This window comes from Streptomyces sp. NPDC021020 (assembly GCF_044333285.1).
GTDB lineage: Bacteria > Actinomycetota > Actinomycetes > Streptomycetales > Streptomycetaceae > Actinacidiphila.
The window spans coordinates 25,606-46,844 of sequence record NZ_JBIRQQ010000014.1 but is presented as its reverse complement, the minus strand read 5'-3'; the positions used below and the strand labels follow the sequence as shown (position 1 = coordinate 46,844).

17 protein-coding genes, 1 tRNA gene and 2 pseudogenes are annotated in these 21,239 nt (G+C 71.2%); 8 read left to right on the top strand and 12 right to left on the bottom strand.

The genetic code is table 11. From position 1 onward, the window contains the following. Positions 1-26: 26 nt before the first annotated feature. The 7 genes from ACH4SL_RS33025 to ACH4SL_RS32995 form a co-directional block, all read right to left on the bottom strand. Positions 27-1,355: an MFS transporter gene (locus ACH4SL_RS33025; RefSeq protein ID WP_398452736.1), complete on the bottom strand. Its 1,329-nt coding sequence runs from the start codon at positions 1,353-1,355 to the stop codon at positions 27-29. A gap of 3 nt (positions 1,356-1,358) precedes the next feature. After that, positions 1,359-2,228: an alkaline phosphatase family protein gene (locus ACH4SL_RS33020; RefSeq protein ID WP_398452733.1), complete on the bottom strand. Its 870-nt coding sequence runs from the start codon at positions 2,226-2,228 to the stop codon at positions 1,359-1,361. Positions 2,229-2,375: 147 nt separating this feature from the next. Next, positions 2,376-2,912 (bottom strand): NUDIX hydrolase, encoded by a 537-nt coding sequence (locus tag ACH4SL_RS33015; protein ID WP_398452730.1) that lies wholly within the window; start codon positions 2,910-2,912, stop codon positions 2,376-2,378. A 9-nt stretch (positions 2,913-2,921) separates the two neighbouring features. Further along, positions 2,922-3,128: a hypothetical protein gene (locus ACH4SL_RS33010; RefSeq protein WP_398452728.1), complete on the bottom strand. Its 207-nt coding sequence runs from the start codon at positions 3,126-3,128 to the stop codon at positions 2,922-2,924. After that, positions 3,125-3,328: a hypothetical protein gene (locus ACH4SL_RS33005; protein WP_398452725.1), complete on the bottom strand. Its 204-nt coding sequence runs from the start codon at positions 3,326-3,328 to the stop codon at positions 3,125-3,127. Before ACH4SL_RS33005 ends, ACH4SL_RS33010 begins: the two co-directional genes overlap by 4 nt. Then, positions 3,325-3,786 (bottom strand): ATP-binding protein, encoded by a 462-nt coding sequence (locus ACH4SL_RS33000; protein WP_398452722.1) that lies wholly within the window; start codon positions 3,784-3,786, stop codon positions 3,325-3,327. Before ACH4SL_RS33000 ends, ACH4SL_RS33005 begins: the two co-directional genes overlap by 4 nt. Before the next feature lie 123 nt (positions 3,787-3,909). Continuing rightward, positions 3,910-5,148: a helix-turn-helix domain-containing protein gene (locus ACH4SL_RS32995; protein ID WP_398452720.1), complete on the bottom strand. Its 1,239-nt coding sequence runs from the start codon at positions 5,146-5,148 to the stop codon at positions 3,910-3,912. Between the two features lie 118 nt (positions 5,149-5,266). Between ACH4SL_RS32995 and ACH4SL_RS32990 the strand changes: the two genes are divergently transcribed. After that, the gene (locus tag ACH4SL_RS32990; RefSeq protein ID WP_398452718.1) at positions 5,267-5,794 is read left to right on the top strand and encodes a GNAT family N-acetyltransferase; all 528 of its coding nucleotides are present in this window, start codon (positions 5,267-5,269) and stop codon (positions 5,792-5,794) included. A 41-nt stretch (positions 5,795-5,835) separates the two neighbouring features. Here ACH4SL_RS32990 and ACH4SL_RS32985 read toward each other — a convergent pair whose 3' ends face one another. From ACH4SL_RS32985 to ACH4SL_RS32975, 3 genes are all read right to left on the bottom strand, one after another. After that, entirely contained in the window at positions 5,836-5,964 is a 129-nt protein-coding gene (locus ACH4SL_RS32985) for a hypothetical protein (protein WP_398452715.1), read from the bottom strand. A gap of 465 nt (positions 5,965-6,429) precedes the next feature. Next, positions 6,430-7,614, bottom strand: coding sequence for a helix-turn-helix transcriptional regulator (locus ACH4SL_RS32980; protein ID WP_398452713.1), 1,185 nt, complete (start codon positions 7,612-7,614; stop codon positions 6,430-6,432). Between the two features lie 300 nt (positions 7,615-7,914). Continuing rightward, entirely contained in the window at positions 7,915-11,772 is a 3,858-nt protein-coding gene (locus ACH4SL_RS32975) for an AAA domain-containing protein (RefSeq protein WP_398452710.1), read from the bottom strand. A 229-nt stretch (positions 11,773-12,001) separates the two neighbouring features. Between ACH4SL_RS32975 and ACH4SL_RS32970 the strand changes: the two genes are divergently transcribed. From ACH4SL_RS32970 to ACH4SL_RS32950, 5 genes and pseudogenes are all read left to right on the top strand, one after another. Beyond that, positions 12,002-12,101 (top strand) — tRNA-OTHER (locus ACH4SL_RS32970). Positions 12,102-13,555: 1,454 nt separating this feature from the next. Beyond that, complete coding sequence (locus ACH4SL_RS32965) at positions 13,556-14,200, top strand: DUF433 domain-containing protein (protein ID WP_398452708.1); 645 nt, start codon at positions 13,556-13,558, stop codon at positions 14,198-14,200. Further along, the gene (locus tag ACH4SL_RS32960; protein ID WP_398452705.1) at positions 14,157-14,576 is read left to right on the top strand and encodes a toxin-antitoxin system, toxin component, PIN family protein; all 420 of its coding nucleotides are present in this window, start codon (positions 14,157-14,159) and stop codon (positions 14,574-14,576) included. Before ACH4SL_RS32965 ends, ACH4SL_RS32960 begins: the two co-directional genes overlap by 44 nt. A 151-nt stretch (positions 14,577-14,727) precedes the next feature. Next, positions 14,728-15,181, top strand: a pseudogene (locus ACH4SL_RS32955) (GNAT family N-acetyltransferase). A gap of 84 nt (positions 15,182-15,265) precedes the next feature. Continuing rightward, positions 15,266-15,805: pseudogene (locus ACH4SL_RS32950) on the top strand (UTRA domain-containing protein); the annotation flags it as partial. Positions 15,806-15,856: 51 nt separating this feature from the next. Here the strand turns inward: ACH4SL_RS32950 and ACH4SL_RS32945 are convergent. Then, the gene (locus ACH4SL_RS32945) at positions 15,857-16,225 is read right to left on the bottom strand and encodes a winged helix-turn-helix transcriptional regulator (protein ID WP_398452703.1); all 369 of its coding nucleotides are present in this window, start codon (positions 16,223-16,225) and stop codon (positions 15,857-15,859) included. A 77-nt stretch (positions 16,226-16,302) separates the two neighbouring features. On the opposite strand from ACH4SL_RS32945, the gene ACH4SL_RS32940 reads away from it, so the two are divergent. Together ACH4SL_RS32940 and ACH4SL_RS32935 are read left to right on the top strand one after the other, a co-directional pair. Further along, on the top strand, positions 16,303-17,064 hold the full coding sequence (locus ACH4SL_RS32940) for a group II truncated hemoglobin (RefSeq protein WP_398452701.1): 762 nt from the start codon (positions 16,303-16,305) through the stop codon (positions 17,062-17,064). Between the two features lie 105 nt (positions 17,065-17,169). After that, complete coding sequence (locus ACH4SL_RS32935) at positions 17,170-20,220, top strand: bifunctional [glutamine synthetase] adenylyltransferase/[glutamine synthetase]-adenylyl-L-tyrosine phosphorylase (RefSeq protein ID WP_398452698.1); 3,051 nt, start codon at positions 17,170-17,172, stop codon at positions 20,218-20,220. A 19-nt stretch (positions 20,221-20,239) separates the two neighbouring features. Here the strand turns inward: ACH4SL_RS32935 and ACH4SL_RS32930 are convergent, their stop codons facing one another. Further along, on the bottom strand, positions 20,240-21,202 hold the full coding sequence (locus tag ACH4SL_RS32930) for a phosphatase PAP2 family protein (RefSeq protein WP_398452696.1): 963 nt from the start codon (positions 21,200-21,202) through the stop codon (positions 20,240-20,242). Positions 21,203-21,239: the final 37 nt, after the last annotated feature.

The following is a 21,239-nucleotide window of genomic DNA, read 5'->3' as shown; positions in this document are numbered from 1 at the left end:
GGCGGCCTCGCCCGGAAGGTCCTCGCTCACGTCAGCCCCTCCGCGGGTCGCAGCCGTACGGACAGCAGCACGCTCGCCAGCAGCGCGACCGCCGCACCCGTCAGCGCCGAGCGGTCGCCGAACGCGGTCCAGGCCGCGCCGAAGGCGATCGAGCAGAAGAAGCGGGCGGCCGCCTGCCCGGTCTGGACGAGGGCGAGCCCGCTGGAGCGCAGCGCCGCCGGTACGGAACCGGCCGCGGCCGCCATCAGCACGCCGTCCGTGGCGGCGTAGAACGTGCCGTGCAGCGCGAGCACCGCGTACGGCAGCGCGCCCGCCCGCAGGTGCGCCAGCAGCAGCCCGTACGCGAGCAGCAGCGCGAGGTGCCCGCCGACGAAGACGCGCCAGCGGCCCACCCGGTCCGCCCACCGGCCGAGCGGCACGGCCAGCAGCAGGAAGGCCGCCGCCGTGCCCAGCGGCAGCAGCGCGAACCAGCGGTCGGGCACGCCGAGCCGCCGCTGGAGCATGAGGTAGACGAAGGAGTCGCTGACGGTCGCGAGCCCGAGCGCCATCGCGCACAGCGCGAGCCCGCGCAGCTCGCGCCGCCCGAGCAGCCCCACGGCAGCCCGCAGCGAGGCCCGCGGCGCGTCCTTCCCGGCGGGGCCCGTTTCCCGTACCCGCGAGGCGGGGCCAGCCTCCCGTACCCGCGAGGCGGGGCCCGCCTCCCGTACCCGCGCGGGCACGAACAGCAGCAGCACCAGCACGCCCACCGCCGCCACGCAGAAGCTCACCGTGAAGACCGCGTCGTAGCCCTCCGCCGCCCGGCGCAGGATCAGGAAGGCGACCAGCGGGCCGAGCAGCGCGCCCGTCGTGTCCATCGCGCGGTGCACGCCGAAGGCCCGCCCGCGCGCGCCCGGCTCGCTCGACAGCGAGATCAGCGCGTCGCGCGGCGCGGTGCGCAGCCCCTTCCCCGTACGGTCGGCGGCGAGCACCGCGCCGATCAGCGGCAGGGTGTGGACGGCGAGCAGCAGCGGCTTGCACAGCGCCGACAGCCCGTAGCCGAGCACGGCGACCCGCTTGTGCCGCCCGCCGCGGTCGGCGAGGTGCCCGCCGACGAGGCGGACGAGCGCGCTGAAGCCGTTGTAGACGCCGTCCAGCAGACCGAAACCCAGCGGGGACAGGCCGAGTCCGGTGACCAGGTAGAGCGGCAGCACCGCGGTGACCATCTCCGAGGAGACGTCCGTGATCAGGCTGACCGCGCCCAGCGCGAGCACGGTGGAGGCCACGGCGGACCGCCGCCCGGGGCGTCGGATCCCGCCCCGGGCGGCGGCCGGCGAGGCCACCGCGGGTGTGCTCGCGCGGCTCTCGCTGACGTACATCGGTCAGCTGGACCAGATGCCGGTGATGTCCGACGCCGAGGCGGCCTGCCCGGCGTGCGAGGACGTGCCCGCCAGGTCCTCCAGCGTCCGCAGCAGGTTGTAGTGGTTGTAGGTGGTCGAGACCGACGAGCCCGCCTTGACCGGCTGCCCGTAGAAGACGGTCGGGATGCGGTTGCCGCTCAGCGAGTTGTCCTCGTCGAAGGTGACGACGAGCAGGCTGTTGTGCGTCTTGGCCCAGGTCGCGTACGCGCCCAGGTTGTTCTTGACCCAGGTGTCACCGGTCGACACCGAGCAGTCGTGCATGTCGCTGCACAGGTTGGGCACGACGAAGGACGTCGTGGGCAGCGTCGAGTAGTCGGTCGGGAACTGCGCGAAGGTCTTCGCGGACGAGGTCGGCACGTTGGAGAAGCCGAACCACGGGTTGTGCTTCTGCGCGTAGTTGCCGCTCTTGCAGGTGGTCGAACCCTGGCTGGGCAGCGTCTCGTTGTAGCTCCCGAACGTCTTGCCCGCGGCGTTGACCTCGGAGCCGAGGTTCGCGGCCGAGCTGAAGCCGATGCTGACGCAGCTGTCGGACGTCACGCCCTGCGTGGAGCCGGAGAAGAGGGCGTAGTAGTTCGGCTGGCTGGGGTGCGTGATCGCGTGGCTCTGCGTCAGGTTGGCCCCGCCGGTCGCGAGCGAGTTGATGTACGGGGCGCTGGAGCTGCCGATCACCTGGCTGTAGGCGTGGTTCTCCAGCACGACCACGATCGTGTGGTCGGGCGTGGGAACGGACCCCGCCGCCTGGGCATTGCCACCGAGCCCGGCCCACAGGCCGGCGGAGGCGGCGGCGATCCCGCAGGCGGTCAACAGGGCGGTACGGCTTCGGCTGCGCACGGATTACCTCCGGTGAGGGGGTGGTCTGAGGGGCGTGCGTGCGATGTGCATGCCAAAGCTAGGGGCGTGTCGCGTACGCCCGAACGGTGCGCGGGATGAAGAACGGGCGAACGCTGCGGTACGTCCGGTGGACGCGGGGTGAGCGGGTCAGCCCAGCCTGCCGCGCAGGGCCTCCGCGCCGAGCGTGTGTGCGGGCCGCCAGGCGAAGCCGGTGACCTCTTCCGCCTGGAGGGAGACGACGTCGGCGGCCTCGGTGCGGAAGAGGTAGCGGAAGTCGTAGTGCCGGTGGGCGGGTTCGCCCTTGGCGAGGTTGGCGGGGATGGGGTGGACGTCGATGTGCAGGGGGATGGGGCTCACGGGGTCTACGTACTCGGTCGGAATCCCCATCTCCTCGGCCAACTCCCGCAGGGCGGCGCCCTGGAGCGTGTCGTCGCCGTCCTCCAGATGCCCGCCGGGAAAGAGCCACGTGCCGAGGGCCTTGTGCTCGACGAGCAGGACGTGCCCGTCCGGCCGGAACAGTAGCGCCCCGGCGGTGGCGTGCCCGGTGAACTCCTTGCGCGAGGCGATCGTGTCGGGGCTGGCGGTGAGGGCCGTGGCGAGTTCGGCGAGGGCGTCCTTGTCCTCGGGGTACTGGTCCAGGTACGCGGTGAGGGTGTCGCGGATGTGCTGGGCGGTGACGGTCATGGTTCCTCGTCAGCGGTTGAAGGCGGCGAGCCAGGCGTCGGCGATGACGGCCCGGTCGGCGGCGGGCAGTTCGTGCATACCAGGCGCGAGGCTGCCACGGGTGAGCGTGTGAAGGGCGGCGAGTATCTCGGCCTGCACAAGGAAGAAGTAGTGCCCGGTGGTCTGGTAACGGGTGACGTGCTCGGTGTCGCGGCTGTGCTGGACCCCGAGGTTCACCTCTCTTGCGGGTTCTGGCCCTGCTCGCGGGGTGCGGTGAGGGCGAGGTGTTCGGCTGAGGCGGCGGTCCAGGTGAGGACTGGTCCGCGGAGGGGGCGGAGGACGTAGACGCCCTGGCGGACGTCGGTGATGACGGCCTGGCGGCCGGTGGTGGTGTCGGTGACGTGGTCGCCGACCCAGGGTTTGCCGTTGCGGGTCACGTGGCCGGGTCTCCTTCGAGCAGGCCCCAGACGCGTTTGCCGAAGGGGAGCGGGTCGGTTCCCCAGCGGGCGGTGAGTGCTTCGACGAGGTTGAGGCCGCGCCCGCACTCGGCGAGTTCGTCGGCGTCCCGCCGTTCGGGGCGGGTCTTGGAGCGGTCGACGACGTCGATCCGGACCTGCCCGTCGGCGGGGCGGCTGACCGTCACCCGGATGAGCCGCCCCTTCGTGTGCCGGGCGGCGTTGGCGACCAATTCGGTGACGACGAGGGCGCCGTCGTCCGCCAACCCCTCAAGCTCCCATGCGCGGAGAGCGGTACGGACGAGACGCCGGGCGTCCTCCGCACTTTCTGCTGCACAGGGCAGGGTGCGGGAGTAGCTGGGGTCGCCCGGCGGGTGCCGTATCGGCTCGGGCGCCTGCCGTGTCGCCTGGGTGGCGGCCGTTTCGTGCGGGGCCTCCATCTCGCCCTCCCGGTGCGTAGCGGTGGTGGAGCTTCACGCTACGTTCGGTGACGAGTGGGATACAGAGGCGTTTCGTAGACCTTTGACGGCCCGTCACGGCCCAGGGTCCACGGAGCGTGCACCCTACGGCGCGGCGAAGAACGCCGCGAGTTCGCGCTGTGCCGCGTTCGTACGGCCGCTGAGCTGCTGCACGTCGTGGAAGGTCTGCGCGGCCATCTGCTGGTGCCGTAGCCATTCCGGTGTCTCGGCGTGCAGGCGTTTGAGCACCCCCAGGGCGTCGGCCTTGTGCTTGAGGGTTGCGTGTGCTGCTGCCACGTCCAGCAGGTGCCGTCGCATGAAGGTGCTGTCGCCGGCCTGGGCGACCCGTTCGGCCAGGCTGATCACCATGGCGGGGCGGTCGGCGACGAGGTGGTTCTCGATGCCCTGGAAGGCGACGGTCCGCCAGTCGAAACGACCCCAGCTCGATTCGGACACGGCGGTGCCACCGGCGAGGGCGGCGCCCGCGGTGCGGCCCATGCGCAGCATCTCCCGGGCTTCCGCCGCCCGGTTGTTGCGCGCCGCCGCGGCACTCGCATGCACCAGCAGCTTGCCCCAGGCGCCCAGGTCCTTCCGCGACGCGCGGGAGATCCGCGGCTCGACCGCCTCCGCGGTGGCGACGCTCACCTGCTCGGCCTCGTCGAGACGGCCCTGCCGCATGAGCAGCCAGCCCTGCTGGTAGACGGCACCGGCGAGCAGGTCCAGCGCGTCCACCGCCAGCGCGTCGGCGATCGCGTCCCGCAGCGCGATGTGCGCGAGGTCGTACGCGCGGACCTGCGTGAGATACCGGCCCGCCATCTGGAGGACGTCGGAGCGGATGCGCAGCGCCTGCGTTTGCTGGTTGCCGCCGTCGAAGTGGGCCACGGCCGCGTGCGCGGAGTGCACCAGCGGCGGCAGGAGTTCGGCCACGGTGGCGTAGGCATCGCGGTGGTACGCGCGGGCCACCGTCCCGACGGCCTCGCCCAGCCGCGCGAGATCGGGCTCGCCGACCTCGGCACCGGGGGCGGCGATCCGGCCGCCCGGACCGACCGGCGGCGTGATCGCCTGGCGGAAGTACAGCAGCTCGACCTTGTCCCCGTCGTCCCGCCGGGTGTGGTGCGGTCCCGCCGGATCCAGCAGCGTGGACGTCCGCACGCCGAGCACCCGCGCGATCGCGTGGTACGTCTCCAGCCGCCCGGTCCCCCCGCCTTCGAGCTTCTTGACGACGCTGAGGGAGAGCCCGGTCCGCTCGGCCAGCTGCTCCTGCGTCAGCCCGCGCGAGAGCCGCGCACGTTTCAGGACGTCCCCGGGCAGTGCTCCGGGCGGATTGTCGGCACGGTAAGGCATGCTGGACTCCGATGTTCTGACCCCTCGACACTTGGAACGGTACGTCGCCGCCGTTCGCGGAGCCACAGGTTCAGGGCAGCCGTACACCCAGGCATGACGACTCGGAACGGAGCCGTGCATGACGACCGCCCCTGCTCTCGACCTTCGTCACTACACGCACGACGACCTGGCGCGGATACGGCAGACGATCCTCGATGTCCACGCCGCCGCGTACGCCGGGGACATGACGGAGTTCGACGAGCGCTTCCCCTGGTTCGTCGACCACTGGGGCGGCAATCCCGGCTTCGCCTGCGTGATCGCCTATGACGGGGACGAGCCGGTCGGCTTCGCGTACGGGGCCCCGGGCACTCCCGGGCGGGAGTGGTGGCGCGGCCACCTCGACCCGGCGCCCGAGAAGCACCGCACCTTCTCGTACTCGGAGTTGGCCGTCGTCCCGCGGTGGCGGAAGAAGGGCGTCGCAGAATTGCTCTCCCGCGCCCTCATGGACGGCCGCGACGAGGACCTGGCGGTGTTGCTGGTGGACGTCCAACATCCCCGCGTGCAGGCCCTCTACGAGTCCTGGGGCTACCGCAAGGTCGGCGAGCGCCAGCCGTTCCCGGACTCGCCGGTGTACGCCGTCATGATCGTCGAGCTGCCGCTGACGTAGGCCCCGGAGGTATCGCGCACCCGGGTGCCCCGCACCACCGGTCAGAGCACGGGCAGCCGGTCCGTGGCCGTGGGGGAGCGCCGCTCTTCCAGCCAGAAGAGGTAGACGCGGAGGCGCGACGCCAACTCGCCCTCGATATAGGCGGCGTATTCCAGGGCGGCGGCGGCCACCCCTTGCCCGGCCTTCGCGTCGTCGGCCTCCCAGTCCGCCCGCCGATCCGCCAGGTACTCGACGACCCGCCGCCGCTCCCGCCACCACTCCCGGACCGACGCCGGTGTCCAGTGGCTGTCCCCGTCACAGCCGTACCGCCGAAGACCTCCCGCTGGGCCGCGTCGACCAACTGCCGAAGTTCCATCGGATTCCGCGGTTGCCGGTACACGTACTCGGTGAAGTAGTCGGCCTCGTAGAGAACGAGCCCCGGGGCGTGGATCCGTCCCGTCCCGCAGTTGTCGGTCTCGGCCCCGTAGAACGGCCCCGGTACGTTGAGCCATTTCCGCTCCGACCACTGCCCCTGGAAAAATTCACGGGCGTCGCCGAGCAGAGGCACCGCGTCGAAGTAGGGATCCACGGCGGCATGTTAGCCACGTGCGTCGTGCCTTCGTTCCTCGCGGGGTGCGGTGAGGATGAAGTGTCAGTCACGCCGGGAGGTTGACCGCGTCGGCGAGGACCCGCATGCGCGGGGTCAGGGTGCGGCGGCGTTCGACGACGCGGGCGAGGACATCGCGGGCGTACTGCTGGTGCGGCAGCCATTGCGGGGCGGCCTGCCACACCGTTTCCAGGGTGTCGACGGCCTCGGGGTAGCGGCGCAGCCGTGCCTGGGCGGCGGCCTGGTCGAGGCGGTTGCGGTTGAGGTTGTTGGAGGTGGGGCGCATGCCGTCCCAGGAGATCGACGCCGAGAGCTGCAGGACCTCGTCGGGGCGGTCCGAGATCATCGCATGCTCGGCCTCCTTGAGCTGGACCGTGCGCGCGTCGTAGGCGCGCAGGAATCCGCCTGGCACTTCGCGCTGCCCGAGCGCGGCCGCCGCCGAACCCGCCAGCCGAAGCAGGCGCTCCGCGTCGTCCCCGCGCCCGTCCCGGTCCGCCGCCGCTGCGCCGCGCAGCAGCAGCCAGCCCCACGCGCCCAACTCGCCGGGCGTGGCGCGGGACATGCGCGGCTCCAGCCGGTCGGCCCACTCCTCGGCCAGCCGCGCTGCCTCGCCGATACGGCCGCGCCGCAGCAGCAGCCAGCAGCGCGTCGACACCGCACCGGCCGCGTCGAGGTCGCCCGCCGATCCGGCCAGCGCCCGCCCGAGTGCCGCCTCCGCCGCGTCGTACTGACGCGTCTGCGTGAGCATCCACCCGGTGACCCCGAGCAGCGCGGCATGCACCGGGCGCCCGGCGGGCTCGTCGGCGACGGCAGCGGCGTCCCGCAGCAGCAGCGGCAGCACCTGCCCCAGCTCCTCCAGACGGTCCCCGGCCGCGAGCGGCATCGCGGCCACGACCGCGGCCCGCACCCCCGCCACGGTCGGCGCCTCGTCCCCTCCGGCCGCCGGTGGAGCGTCAAGGGCGTCCCGCACCGCCGCCCACCGGTCCAGCACCGCGGGCGACGCCCCGGGAGTTTCATGTGCGCTGCCGAGCAAGCGCGTTGCGGGCACCCCGAGCGCCACGGCCAGCGCCCGGACGGTCTCCATCCGCGGCGTCCCGTAGTCGCCCTGCTCCAACTTCCGTACGGCGGACAGGGACACGCCGGAATCCGCGGCCAACTCGCGCTGGCCCATCCCGCGCCTCTTGCGGATCTCCCGCAGGCGCTCGCCCATGGTCGTGTCAGCGGGATGCGGCATACGGGCGCCACCTTCGTCTCGAACCCGACACCCGAAACGGTACAGCGACGCGGTAGTTGACGCGCAGCCACTGCCTCTCCGTGCACCCTGGGTGTGACGCGGCGCCCCCGCTACGTGGGAGGGAGTGGCGGTCGGCACCGACCCTATGGGAAGCAGGCCCGATGACCATCGCCCTTGTAACGCGTAGGTCGTCGGTTCGAATCCAACAGGAGGCTCCTCTTCTTGTCAGGCCAGGGGCACGGCCGCGTGCTCGGGCCGGTGGGCGCCTGGATGCGAACCTCGCGCGGCGAGGGCGAGCCGCTAGCGTGGGGCCGTCCATGTGTGGATCTGGTCGTGGTTAGCGAGATCCTTGAAGTATTGGTGGCGAGACCAGTCAGCGACGTCGCCGATGACGATGAGGCGGCGTCGTGCGCGAGTGACCGCGACGTTCAGAAGGTTGGGCTTCTGGGAGGCCCAGTTGCGGGATCCAACCTGAGCGGAACTGGTGCCGAGGACGAGGATCACGATGTCGGCCTCCTTGCCCTGCGTTGTGTGGACCGTCCCGTAGCGCCGGGAGTTGAGGTGCTTGGCTGCCACCTTGCCGATTCCGCTGACGACGTCGCGGAACGGGCTGATGACGAACACCGACTCGTTGAGGCGGCGTGCCAGTTCCTTGGCGATGTCGTCGCCGGCCGTGCCCTGGGGGAACTGCTGATCCACGCCGTCCGGCTGCTCCCCCTCAAGCGCCGCTGAGATGCGTCGGCGGATCAGGTTGAGGGACTCTTCCAGGGCCTTTCCCTCCTGCGGGTTCCACTTGTCCTCGCCCGGCAGCGAGTCCACATCCAGCCAGGTGCTCCACTGAACCAACGTGAACGCGTCCTGATTCCGGGTCACGCCGTAGACCATCATTCCGTCGTAGGCGATCTTGTTGCTGACGTCGAACATCAGGCGATCGCAACGGCGGTGAACTCGCAGGGGCGAGCCGAGCCAGACGTGTTCGCCGTCCTCCTTCCCCAGCCAGGTCCCGTACGGGTTGAGCTGGTCGGCCAGGGTCTGGACGGAGGACGCGGCGGGGGCCCATCGGCGGTCTACTGAGTAGTGCGCCGCGAGCCGCCGCTGGCCGGTCCACGGCAGGGTGATCACCGGTTCGAGCTGGAGCGGATCGCCGACGACCACGGCCCGGCGCGATCTCCACAGGGCTCCTACCACCTCCTGCGGTGCCGCCTGACCTGCCTCGTCGACGAAGAGCCAGCCAAGGGCCTCACTGCCCAGCCGGTCGAACATTCGCCCCATCGACGCGAACGTGGTCGACACCACCGGCACGACCAGAAACAGCATTTGCCACGCCGCGAGCACAGTCTTCGCGGGGAGGTCGGCTGGCGCCTGGCCCTTGACCACGTCCATTGCGGCCTGAAGATTCTTGCGCATACGGTCGGGGGCGGTTGCCAGCAGTGCGCGATGCAGGTCCAGGGCGGCGAGGAAGAGCTCAGCGCGCGCTTCCGCGAACTCCGGGTCCATCCAGGGCGCGGACAGCTCCCGTATCTCCATCGCCTCACGGTCATCGGGATCGGCCTGCCACTCCGGCCCCGGCACCGACGCGCCCCACTGTTCCCGGGCGATGGCGAGACGGCGTTGCTCCGCCTCCCGCTCACGGCGTCTGCGGTCGACCTGTCGGCCAACGTCGGCCGCTGCCGCGACATGCCGGTCGCGAAGCTGCTCGCATAGGGCGACCTTCGCCTCTCCACGCCGGACAGCGATCAGCGCCTCGTCCAACCGCACCTGCGTGGAGTGGAGTTCGGTTCGCGTGGCGGCGCGTGCGGACTCCAGGGTGGCGAGACGGGCGTCCGCGGCTTCGAGGGCCTCCACGAACGGGGCGCGTCCGGACTCCCAGCGCCGCACGGCCTCGCGTGCGAACACTCGCTTCATGAGACCGGGCCTGCTGGCGCCGTGGGTGTGGAGAGCCGCCTCTTTCTCCCTGACGCGCTCCACTCCGTCCCGCGCCGCGGCCTCGGCCAGGTCGAGCCGGGTCCGCGCCGCGGACGTGGCCGCCTGACGCCTGGCTTGCTCGGCCCAGCTGTGGGCCAGCGCAGCCTCCGCGCGTTGCATCTCCTCCCCGAGACGCAGCAGAACGGCGTACGCGTCGGACTCGCGCGCCAGCATCTCGTCCAGGAGGGCGTCCGGCCCCGCCATCCGTGCGGCGAGGTCGGCGATTGCCTGCCGCTCCGCCGCCAGCTCGTGGACCTTACTCCGGGCTCGGGTGAAGCGCCGAACGGCGTCGTCCCATATCTCCCGCCCGAGGGGCGGCTCCTGGGCGGTACCGGCAGTGCCGCTGGTGCCGGGGGCCGATGTCTCCGCACTCCCGGAAGAGGCGGCGACGTGGTCAATCTGAAGTTGCAGCATCTTCTGGAGCCCTAGGGCGGGCGGCGTCACGGTGCGGGCCGTTTCCTGCCGGGAGTCGGCGGCCTTCGGGGCCTCGCCCCACCAGAACCGTTGGACGAAGTCGGAACGGTTGCTTCGCCGTCCGAGACGTGCGGCGATGGCGCCCCACGCGTCGCCGTCAAGCAAGATGCCGGCCGGGCCGGAGAGGTAGTCGGCGTGCGGCTTCCACGTGTCACCGATCGCGTGGGCCCCGGGCACCTCCAGGGTCACGTTCTCCACTGCCCCGTTGTTGGACGAGGCGATCACCATTTCGAAACCGGTGAGCGCGGGGATCAGTGGGTGGATGGTGCGGGGGTACTGCTTGCCCGCATTCTCCTCCGTGCGCCAGAACAACGGATTTCGGGCGAAGGCGTCCTCCGGGCCAGACAGAGTCGCCAGCCGTTCGGCCCGACTGACCACGACGGCCGCGATCAGATCGCGCAGCATGGTGGTCTTGCCGGTGCCCGGCGGACCATTCACTGCGAAGACCCCGCGCCCGTCATCGCCGCCTAGCGTCTCGACGATGCGGCTGACCGCGAACTGCTGACTGAGGACGAGCGGCTTGTCGTTGTCGGCGGGCCACCGCCCGAGGGGCATGCTCGACGGCTGAACGTGCCGCAGGACGGTCTCGGGTGCGCGGCGCACATCGGAACGGGGAACGGCGTCCAGTTCCGCCTCGGAGCGCAGGTAGTCCAGCAGAGCGGTACCGGCCTGCCCCGCCTCGAGCACGTCGGCGACCCGTTTGAGGTCGTCGGCGTAGAAGCTGTTGAGGAAGATCTCGCCGACCGATTCGTCGGCGTGCTTGGCCGAGACCAGGTAGCTCTTGACACGAATTGCGTTCGGTGTCAAGGCCTCGGCCACGCCCAGCTGCTCGGCCACCCATCGGGTGACGGCCGCCAGGTCGTACACGTCGAGGACTTTCGTGCCGACCTCGGGCGGCGGCCCCTCGCGCTGGTCGGCCGGTTCCGCCTCATTCGTCTCCGGCTCACCGTCAGCGGTGTCCTCTGCGTCTGCTCCCTGGCCGGAGAGTCGAGTGGCGACGGAGTCGACCAACTCACCGCCAACGTCCTCGACCAGCCTCGCGGCAACGGTTCCCATGCCAGGTCCGAGGGCGGTGCCGACCGCGGTGGCCGCCACCCCCAGGCCGCTCTTCGCGGCGGTGACGGCCAGCCGGGACATGAGCCCCGCGACAGGACCGAGCGGTGACGACGGAGCCTCCGGGTCGGGCGCCGGACGCCGCTCAACTTCGATCTTGCCGTCCCCGAGGTCCAGCAGACTCTGGAGCAGCTGTGTGCTCTCCTCATCGAAGCCGTTCAGCCATCTGTCGTCGTGCGGGCCGAGTACCAAAGTCTGCCCCACTGCCCAGGCGCACGAGGACAGCGTGACGCTCTCCTTGATCAGCAGCCCCTCGGCATTCACGGTGAAGGAGAGCAGGGCGCTGTCGCCGTTGACGCGACCGTCGAAATCCTGCTCGATCTCCGGGGCACGGAACGCCTCCAACAGGACGTCACGCACCTTGGCGATGGAGAAGACGCCTGCGTACACGGTGTGCTGCCACGTAAGCTTCGAACTGATCCGCTCCTGGCTGGGCGACGCCCCGGGCTCCCACGGAAGCGGCCTGTTCGCCCCGACGGGGAACATCCTGTTCTTCGCGTTGACCGGATCCACCTTGGGCGGGCTGAAGTACTCCACCGCCCGCCAGAAGCGCAGGATCCCCGCCCGGCGCCGCCGCTCCGCAGTCAACCCTCTGCTGGCCCCCATCCACTCCCCTGAGATCGTCGGTCCCTGGGCACCGTAACAGCCGGACCGGACACCTGTGGCCTTCGAAATCATTCTGCTGACCAGATGCAGATGGCTGCGAAGCGGAATCCAGGGAGGTGGATGGTGGCGGGCGGTGTTGTCGGGCGCGGTCGTCCGACGGCACGGATTCGGCACACATGGGGCCGGAAGCCCGTGCGCACCCCTGGCAAGAGGCGAGCGTCATTTCCGCTGGTCAGCGGTCGGCCCGCTGTGTCACCGCAGGTCAGCGACCTGCCCCTGAAGACCTTGTAAAGGGTAGGTCGTCGGTTCGAACCCGACAGGGGGCTCCATATTCGTCCTGGTGAAGGCACTCCTTCCCGCCTCCGTACGATGCAGCCGGGTCGCCGGCCATGTCAGGTCGCCTGCCGTGCTGCCCCTGCCCCTGCCCCGTGCCGGCAGAGAGCAGCAGCGTGTCCAGAGCGGCGCGGGTAAAAGCGCCGTCGTCAGGGGTGACCAGGGTGAAGAGGTACAGCCCTGCCCCTACGACCGTGATGTCGTAGGGCTCGTACCGGAACCCGACGCGGCCGGTACGGATCCTCCTACGGGACCGCTGGAAGCGACTGCCAGCCTGTCGGCTCGTAGTAAAGGGCCAGAGGTCCTTCACCACGCTTGTCGAGAACGTAGCCGGACAGGTTCCAGTCGGCTTCCATCTGCTCGTCACGAGCGATGAGGACGCCGCCGCGATCAGCGGGTGCCCCGACCTTGCCGGGAGCCCAGGCTACGACCCGAGAAACCGCTCCACCGCGGCGGGAGCTGGCCCTGCGCCAGGACAACGTGGTCCAACCCAGTGATCACGGTGATCTCAACCTCTCATCCCCATCGAGCTGGGCAGTCTGACCACCACACCAATGGTGTGCGTCAAAGTGGAAGAAGCTCGGTATGGCGCACGAAGAATACGGCGACGTCGTCCATGCCGGACGTCCTTCGCGCTCTTCGCCAGGCGGCACTTTTGGCTCGTAGCCCCGGCGTACGACTGACCAGGCGGGCGGGCCTGGCCGCGGCTGAGACTGCTTGTCTGCCACACGCTTCGACGGGCAGTGGCGATCGCGCCCGGGGGGCGCGAGGCGGAGCTGAGCGTGTACGGCCGGGACAAGCTATGCCCGGCGGTCGACGACTGGGAGCCCCGGAGCTTGGGACGGTCCGGCCGAGCGTCTGCTTGAGTAGTCGGAAAGGTGCTCCACATCGAAGCGACTCGGGAAACAACACCGCGCGGAGTCCTGCGCGGTGGCACTGGTGCCGGACCACAACAGCTACCGAACAATTCGAGCCCTGTTCGACGGCGGACCATAGAACCGCAAGCTTACGGAGAGTCTTCACTGCGGGACTGCGGGACTGCGGGACTGCGGGACTGCGGGACTGCGGGACTGCGGGACTGCGGGACTGCGGGACTGCGGGACTGCGGGACTGCCGGACTGCGGTCGCCGCCGAGCCCCCGACGGTTGGTCCGCCGAGCGCCGCCGACTCTGCGGTGTGGACTGGCGCGGCTGTGGAGGAACGGCAGGGCCGTCTCTCCCCTGCGGAGCCTCGCCCCAGCGATGATCGAGCCAGTACTGCAGGAGTAGTCCGTCTTGATGATCCAGATCCGCTGGATGCGGTAGGGACTGTTCACCCGTTCCAGTGACGTCGCGCAGGAGTCTCACGAGCGCAGGGGGCTTTCGCTAGTGTCCGGTTCCGAACTGGGTGGGGGTGGACATCTTCATGTGCAAAGCTGCATCACACACGCGGGGAAGAGGTGCCAGAGACTATGGACAAGTTCCGGGATCCGATCTTGACGCCGTTGGAAACCGCGCGGCACCTTCGCATCGCCTCCAGCACCATGTACCGGTGGCTGTCGGAGACGGCGGCAGGGGAGCCCCTCGTGCACGCCGTCGTAGCGGAGCGGAAGGGCTGGCCTTCGGTGCCCTTTGTGGCCGTCGTGGAGGCATACGTACTGCATGCTCTGCGAGACCTGGGACTGAGCTTTCAGAAGATCCGCGAGGCGGCAGGCACGGTGCGCCGCGAGTTCGGCGAACCCTTCGGTCTTGCGACGCGGCGCATCGCCACGGATGGAGTGGACATTTTCGTCGACTACGCCGGGGACCTCGCGCGGGCCAGGGACGGACAGCGGCCCATCCGCGATGTCATCGAGGAGTATCTGCGGTACATCACCTGGGATGCGGACGGCAGAGCGCCGCAGCGGCTTCGGCTTGCCCAGTATCCGGACGTTGCACCAGTCATCATCGACCCGAGGTTCGGCTGGGGCGCACCTGTGGTCGCAGAGAACAAGATCCAGGTCGATGCGATCGTGAACCTGTGGGAGGCCGGCGAATCGCTGGATACCGTGGGGGCCGAGTTCGGAATGTCGCGTGAGCAGGTCGAAGCGGTCTGTCGAACCGCTCGAGCTGCCTGAGTTCTGCGTAGACCGAAACTTGGGCCGGGCCGTCCCGGCCCACCTGATCGCGCTGGGTTGGCGGCTGCATCTGATTGCCGACGTGTTTCCCGACGATGCTCAGGATATCGCCGACGAAGACTGGATCAGATACGGCCTGGAGCACCAGTGGGTGCCGTTGTGCAAGGACGGCCGGATCAAGGGCAAGGAGCATGAACGGCGTCCATTGCTGGACCATTCGGCCGTTTTGTTCTATCTGGACAACCAGCAGTTGCGTATAGACGAGATGGTGCGGCGCATCCACCGGGCTCAGCCAGAGATTGTTCGGGCCGTAGGGCGCAAGGGCCCAGCAGCCTACGCGATTGGCGAGTTGGCCATCCGGCGTACGTGGCCGTAGAGCTGAGGAGTGCGGCGTCACGCGAGGCACGGATTCAGCACACATGGGCGCGGCAAACCGCGCGTACCGCGGGCAAGGGCCGTACATTGTTTGTGCTGTTCAGCCGCACGATGGCCGCGTCACCGCAGGTCAGCCTCCAGCCCCGAGGGATCTGGAACTGCGCCACTACGGCCACGACGACCTTCCGAAGATCCGGCAGAAGTTCCCGTGGTTCGTGGACCACTGGGGTGGCAACCCCGGTTTCTCCTGCGTGATCGCCTACGACGGGGACGAACCGGCGGGCTTCGCCTACGGCGCCCCGGGAGCGGAGGGCCGCGAGTGGTGGCGCGACCACCTGGACCCGGCCCCGGAGAAGTCGCGCACCTTCCACCTCTCCGAGTTGGTGGTGCGCGAGTCGTGGCGGAAGGCCGGCACGTCCGGGCGGTTGCACCGGGCCCTGATGGATGCTCAGGACCACGACCTGGCGGTCCTGCTGGTGGGACCGGACGCACCCGAAGGTGGAGGACTTGTACGAGTCATGGGGGTACCGGAAGGTCGGGGAGGACCAGCCGTTTCCGGACTCGCCGGTGTACGCCGTGATGCTCGTCGAGCTGCTGTTGACGTAGGCGTGGACGTGCCGGTGCGATCCGCCGGTGCCTGGACGTGATCAGGGAGGACGATCGATGACGACCGTGGACAGTTGGGCGGAGGGGACGTACGAGCGTGGCTTTCGGCCCGTGCGGCGGCGGGGGATCGCGCGGCTCGCGCGGGAGGGGTGGAGCGGCGGGCGGTCGGTGTGGGAGGCGGACGCCGAGGGTCGGGAGCTTGCCGTGGAGGTGGGGGAGGTCGGCGAGGTGGAGGCGCCGGACGCGGTCGCGGGGGTGCTCGGGACGGGCGCCGTGGTCGTGCGGCGACGGCGCTTCGTGCTGGACGGCACGCCCGTGCTGCTCGCGACCTCGTACTTTCCGGCTGAGGTCGTCGCGGGCTCCCGCGTCACGGAGGAGGACACCGGGCCCGGTGGGGTCTACGCCCGACTCGCCGAGCTGGGGCACGAGCCCGCGCGCTTCCGCGAGGAGGTCCGCGCGCGGATGCCCTCCGCCGAGGAGGCCCGGCTGCTGGAACTCGGGCCGGGCACGCCCGTCGTGCTGGTGTGCCGCACGGCGTACACGGGAGACGGCACTCCCGTCGAGGTCAACGAGATGGTGCTCGACTCCGCCGCCTATGTCCTGGAGTACGCCTTCGGGAGCTGAGCGCCGTGGCGCAAGAACGACCCTCATTCCGCCCCGCGGCAGCGGAATCGCTCATTCCAGGGGCGGGAACCGGACACCGGTGCGGGACGCGCGGGACAGGCCCCAGGTGTAGAGGGCGTCGAGGACGGGGACGAGGGTCGTGCCCTCCTCCGTGAGGCGGTATTCGACGATCTCCGCGCCTTTGGGGCCCGTGGCCGTGCGGTGGATCAGGCCGTGGGATTCGAGGGTGCGGAGGCGCTGGACCAGCATCTTCTCGCTCACGGCGGGGATTCTGCGGCGGAGTTCGCCGTAGCGGTGGACGCCCTCCTTGAGGTGGGCCAGGATCACCGTGGCCCACTTGCCGCCGATGACCTCCAGGGTCAGTTCGACGGGGCAGGAGGGTCCGCGGCGGGACTCGGGGGCGGGGGGTGCGGTCGTCATCGGGGGTGTCCTGTTCCTGCTACTCACCAACGGGTGGGTTCTTGCCGTCGGGCCCGGCGTGTTGTTTGGGTCGTCCCATGATTGTCGAGTACATCCGTTACCGGATCGCCGAATCCGACCGGCAGGGGTTCGAGCAGGCGTACGCGCGCGCCGCCGTACCGCTCGGGCAAGCCGAGCATTGCGTGGACTACGAGTTGGCCCGGTGCGCCGACGACCCCGGCGCGTACACCCTGCGGATCCGCTGGACCTCCGCCGAGGACCACCTGGAGGGCTTCCGCAAGGGCGAGCACTTCCCGGCGTTCTTCGCCGAGATCAGGCCGTACGTCGAGGCCGTCGAGGAGATGCGGCACTACGAGGTCACGGACGTCGCCGGGAAGGGCGGCTCGGTGCCGACGCTGTACGCGTGGGCGGGCGGCGCGGAGGCCTTCGACAGGCTCTTCACCCGTTTCTACGCGCGCGTCGCGGAGGACGGCGTGCTCGCGCCGGTCTTCGCCGGGATGCACCCGGACCACCCGCAGCACGTCGCCGCCTGGCTCGGCGAGGTCTTCGGCGGGCCCGCCCGCTACAGCACCGGGCACGGCGGGCACCGCCACATGGCCTCCCGGCACCTGGGGCGCGGCCTGACCGAGGAGCAGCGGCGGCGCTGGGTCGCGCTGCTCACCGACACCGCGGACGAGGTCGGGCTGCCGGACGACCCGGAATTCCGCGCCGTCCTCGCGTACTACCTGGAGTGGGGTACGCGGATGGCGCTGCTCTACTCGGGCCCGAACCCGCCGCCGCTGCCGGAGTCGCCGATGCCGCGCTGGGAGTGGGGCATCACCCCGCCGTACCGCGGCTGACCCGGCCGCCCGCCCCGCCCCGGGACCGCCCCCGGACCTGCCCCACGCCGGGGCGCGGGTCACAGGGCGGGCCGATATGGTGGACGGGACGGACCGGGAGGGCCGATGCAGGGACGCCGCAGCAGTACGTTCACCCGGCTGCTCCGGCACGGGTTCACCGACCCGGCGGGAGCCGAGCGGCTGCTCGACGGGGACGCGCTCGCGGAGGTCCGTACCGATCCGGTCCTGCTGGAGGCCCTGGGCGCCACCGCGGATCCGGATCTCGCGCTGCTGGGGCTCGTCCGGCTGGTGGAGGCGCTCGCGCCCGAGGAGCGCCGGGCGCTGCTGGACACCGTGACGACGGCGAAGCCGCTGCGCGACCGGCTGCTCGGCGTCCTGGGCGCGTCCGAGGCCCTGGGCGACCATCTGGCCCGGCACCCCGCCGACTGGCACGCGCTCGTCACGTACGAAGCCGCCGACCTGCACCCGGGCGTCGCCGAGTTCGAGCGGGGCCTGGCCTCGGCCACCGACCCGGACGCGCTGCGCGCGGCGTACCGGCGCTGTCTGCTCGGGATCGCCGCGCGCGACGTGTGCGGGACCAGCGACCTGGTGCGTACCGCCGCCGAACTGGCCGACCTCGCGACCGCCACACTGCGTGCGGCCCTGGCCATCGCCTCCGCCGAGACCCCGCAGGACGCCGCGGCCGCCCGCCTCGCCGTCATCGGCATGGGCAAGTGCGGCGGCCACGAGCTGAACTACGTCTCCGACGTCGACGTCATTTTCGTAGCTGAACCCGCCGAGGGCGCCGAGGGCTCCGACGCCACCGACCCCGCCGACCCCGCCGACCCCGCGCACGCCGCCGCGGAGACCCGGGCGCTCCAGGCCGCGACCCGCCTCGCGGTCCGCATGATGCGGATCTGCTCCGACACCACCGCCGAGGGCACGATCTGGCCCGTCGACCCCAACCTGCGGCCCGAGGGCAAGAACGGGCCGCTGGTGCGGACGCTCTCCAGCCACCTGGCGTACTACGCGCGCTGGGCGAAGACCTGGGAATTCCAGGCGCTGCTCAAGGCCCGCCCGGTCGCGGGCGACCCCGCGCTCGGCGCCGAGTACCTGGCCGCGATACGCCCGCTGGTGTGGCAGGCCGCCGAGCGCGACCACTTCGTCACCGACGTGCAGCAGATGCGCCGCCGGGTCGTCGACAACATCCCCGCCGCCCAGGTGGAGCGCGAGCTGAAGCTCGGCCCCGGCGGCCTGCGGGACGTCGAGTTCGCGGTGCAGCTGCTCCAGCTCGTGCACGGCCGCACCGACCCCTCGCTGCGCAGCGCCACCACCCTCACCGCCCTCGGGCAGCTCGCCGAGGGCGGCTACGTCGGCCGCGCCGACGCCGCCTCGCTCGACGCCGCCTACCGCTTCCTGCGGCTCATGGAGCACCGCATCCAGCTGCACAAGATGCGCCGCACCCACCTCGTCCCCGACGACGAGGCGGGCCTGCGCCGCCTCGGCCGGGGCCTCGGCTACCGCTCGGAACCGGTCGCGAGCCTCAACCGGGAGTGGAAGCGGCACGCCATGGAGGTGCGGCGGCTGCACGAGAAGCTCTTCTACCGCCCGCTGCTGGAATCCGTCGCCCAGCTCGGCACCGACGACACCCGGCTCAGCACCGACGCGGCCCGGCAGCGCCTCCAGGCGCTCGGCTACGACGACCCGGCCGCCGCGATGCGCCATCTGGAGGCCCTCGCCAGCGGGGTGAGCCGCGCGTCCTCCATCCAGCGCACCCTGCTGCCGGTGCTGCTCGGCTGGTTCGCGGACTCCGCCGACCCGGACGCGGGCCTGCTCGGCTTCCGCAAGGTCTCCGACGCGCTCGGCAAGACGCCCTGGTATCTGCGGCTGCTGCGCGACGAGGGCGCCACCGCCCAGCGGCTGGCCCGCGTGCTGTCCTCCGGGCGGCTCGCCCCCGACCTGCTGATGCGCGCCCCCGAGGCCGTCGCGACGCTCGGCTCCGCCGAGGGCCTGGCCCCGCGCGACCACACCGCGCTGGAGCAGGAGGTGCTGGCCGCCGTGGGCCGCGCCGACAGCCCCGAGCAGGCCATCACCGCCGTCCGCGGGGTGCGCCGCCGCGAGCTGTTCCGTACCGCGGCGGGCGACCTCGTCGACACCTACGGCGACGACGTCGAGGGGGAGGGCGACCGGGTGAGCCCGGCCGCGCTCGTCGACCGGGTCGGCTGCGCGGTCTTCGGCCTGACCTCCGCGACCGTCGCGGGCGCGCTGCGGGCCGCCGTCAACGCCGTGACCGGGGGCGACGCCCGGCCGCTGCCCACCCGCTTCTGCGTCATCGGCATGGGCCGCTTCGGCGGCCGCGAGCTGGGCTACGGCTCGGACGCCGACGTGCTGTTCGTCCACGAGCCGCACGACGGCGCCGACCAGGAGGAGGCCGGGCGCGCCGCGCTGGCCGTCGCCAACGAGCTGCGCCGGCTGCTCCAGATCCCCACCGCCGACCCGCCGCTGCTCGTCGACGCCGACCTGCGGCCCGAGGGCAAGAGCGGCCCGATGGTCCGTACCCTCGCCTCCTACGCGGCCTACTACCGCCGCTGGTCGCTGGTGTGGGAGAGCCAGGCGCTGCTGCGGGCCACCCCGGTCGCGGGCGACGAAGGGCTCGGCGAGCGCTTCACCGCCCTCGTCGACCCGCTGCGCTACCCGGAAGGCGGCCTGGAGGACGAGGCCGTACGCGAGATACGCCGGCTCAAGGCGCGGATGGAGTCCGAGCGGATGCCGCGCGGCGCCGACCCGACGCTGCACGCCAAGCTGGGCCGCGGCGGGCTCTCCGACGTCGAGTGGACGGTCCAGCTGCTCCAGCTCCAGCACGCCGGCCGGCTCCCCGAACTGCGCACCACCGGCACCCGGACCGCGCTCGCCGCCGCGGCGGGGGCGGGACTCGTCGACCCGGTGGACGCGGAGGTGCTGGACGAGGCGTGGGTGCTGGCCACCCGGGTCCGCAACGCCGTCATGCTGGTGCGCGGCCGCCCCGGCGACACCTTCCCCGGCGACGGCCGCGAGCTGGCCGCGGTGGGCCGCTACCTGGGCTTCCCACCCGGCCACGTCGGCGACATGCTCGACGACTACCGCCGCCGCACCCGCCGCGCGCGGGCGGTCGTGGAGCGCCTGTTCTACGAGGGCTGAGCCCCCACCAGCGGCGCCCTCACGACCGGCTCTTGCGGCGCAGGACGACGCCCCCGCCGTCGCCCGCCTTGTCCTCCAGTATCAACGCGCCCGTCGCGAACTTCGGCAGCGCGTACACCCACCGCCCGTAGATCAGGCACACCACGCCGAAGCCGAAGGCCAGGCACACCGCGCCGCCGACCGCGTCCATCCAGAAGTGGTTGCCGGTCGACACGATCACCAGCAGCGTGAACACCGGGTACAGCCCGCCCAGGATCTTCGCCCACAGCGGTTTGGCCAGCGAGATGATCGTGATCCCGCACCACAGCGACCAGCCGATGTGCATCGACGGCATGGCGGCGTACTGGTTGGACACCTTCGCCAGGCTGCCCTGCGACAGCGAGCCCCAGGTGTGGTGCACCAGCACCGTGTCGATGAAGCCGCCGCCCTTCATCAGCCGCGGCGGCGCCAGCGGGTAGGCCCAGAAGCCGACGAGGGCCACCCAGGTGGTCACGAACAGCACCAGCCGGGCGGGGCCGTAGCGCGAGGGGTGGTAGAGGTAGAGCCACGCCAGCACGCCGATGGTGATGAAGAAGTGCAGCGTGGCGTAGTAGTAGTTCATCCCCACGATCAGCCACGTCACCGAGTTCACGGCGTGGTTGACCGAGCGCTCGAACGCCAGCCCGAGGTGGTGCTCCAGGGCCCAGACGGCGTCGGCGTGCCGCAGCGCGACGACCTGCTGCTCCGGGACGGCGTTCCTGATCTGTGAATACAGCCAGTAGCTGACGCCGATCAGCAGGATCTCGAACCAGAACTTGGGCTGACGCGGGGTGCGCAGCCGATCCAGCAGCGTACGGGCCAGGCCCGGTTCACCGGTGCCGCTCCCGCCCGAGGACCCGGACGTGCCGGACACGACGGCGGCGGCCCGGGATCCGCTGGAGCGCTGCGCCGAGGCGGATCGGTCATCCGTCTCATTCGCGGTCTTCGCAGTCGGTTCCCCCATAGGACACCAGTCTGCCAGATGTGTCCCCTGGTACGGC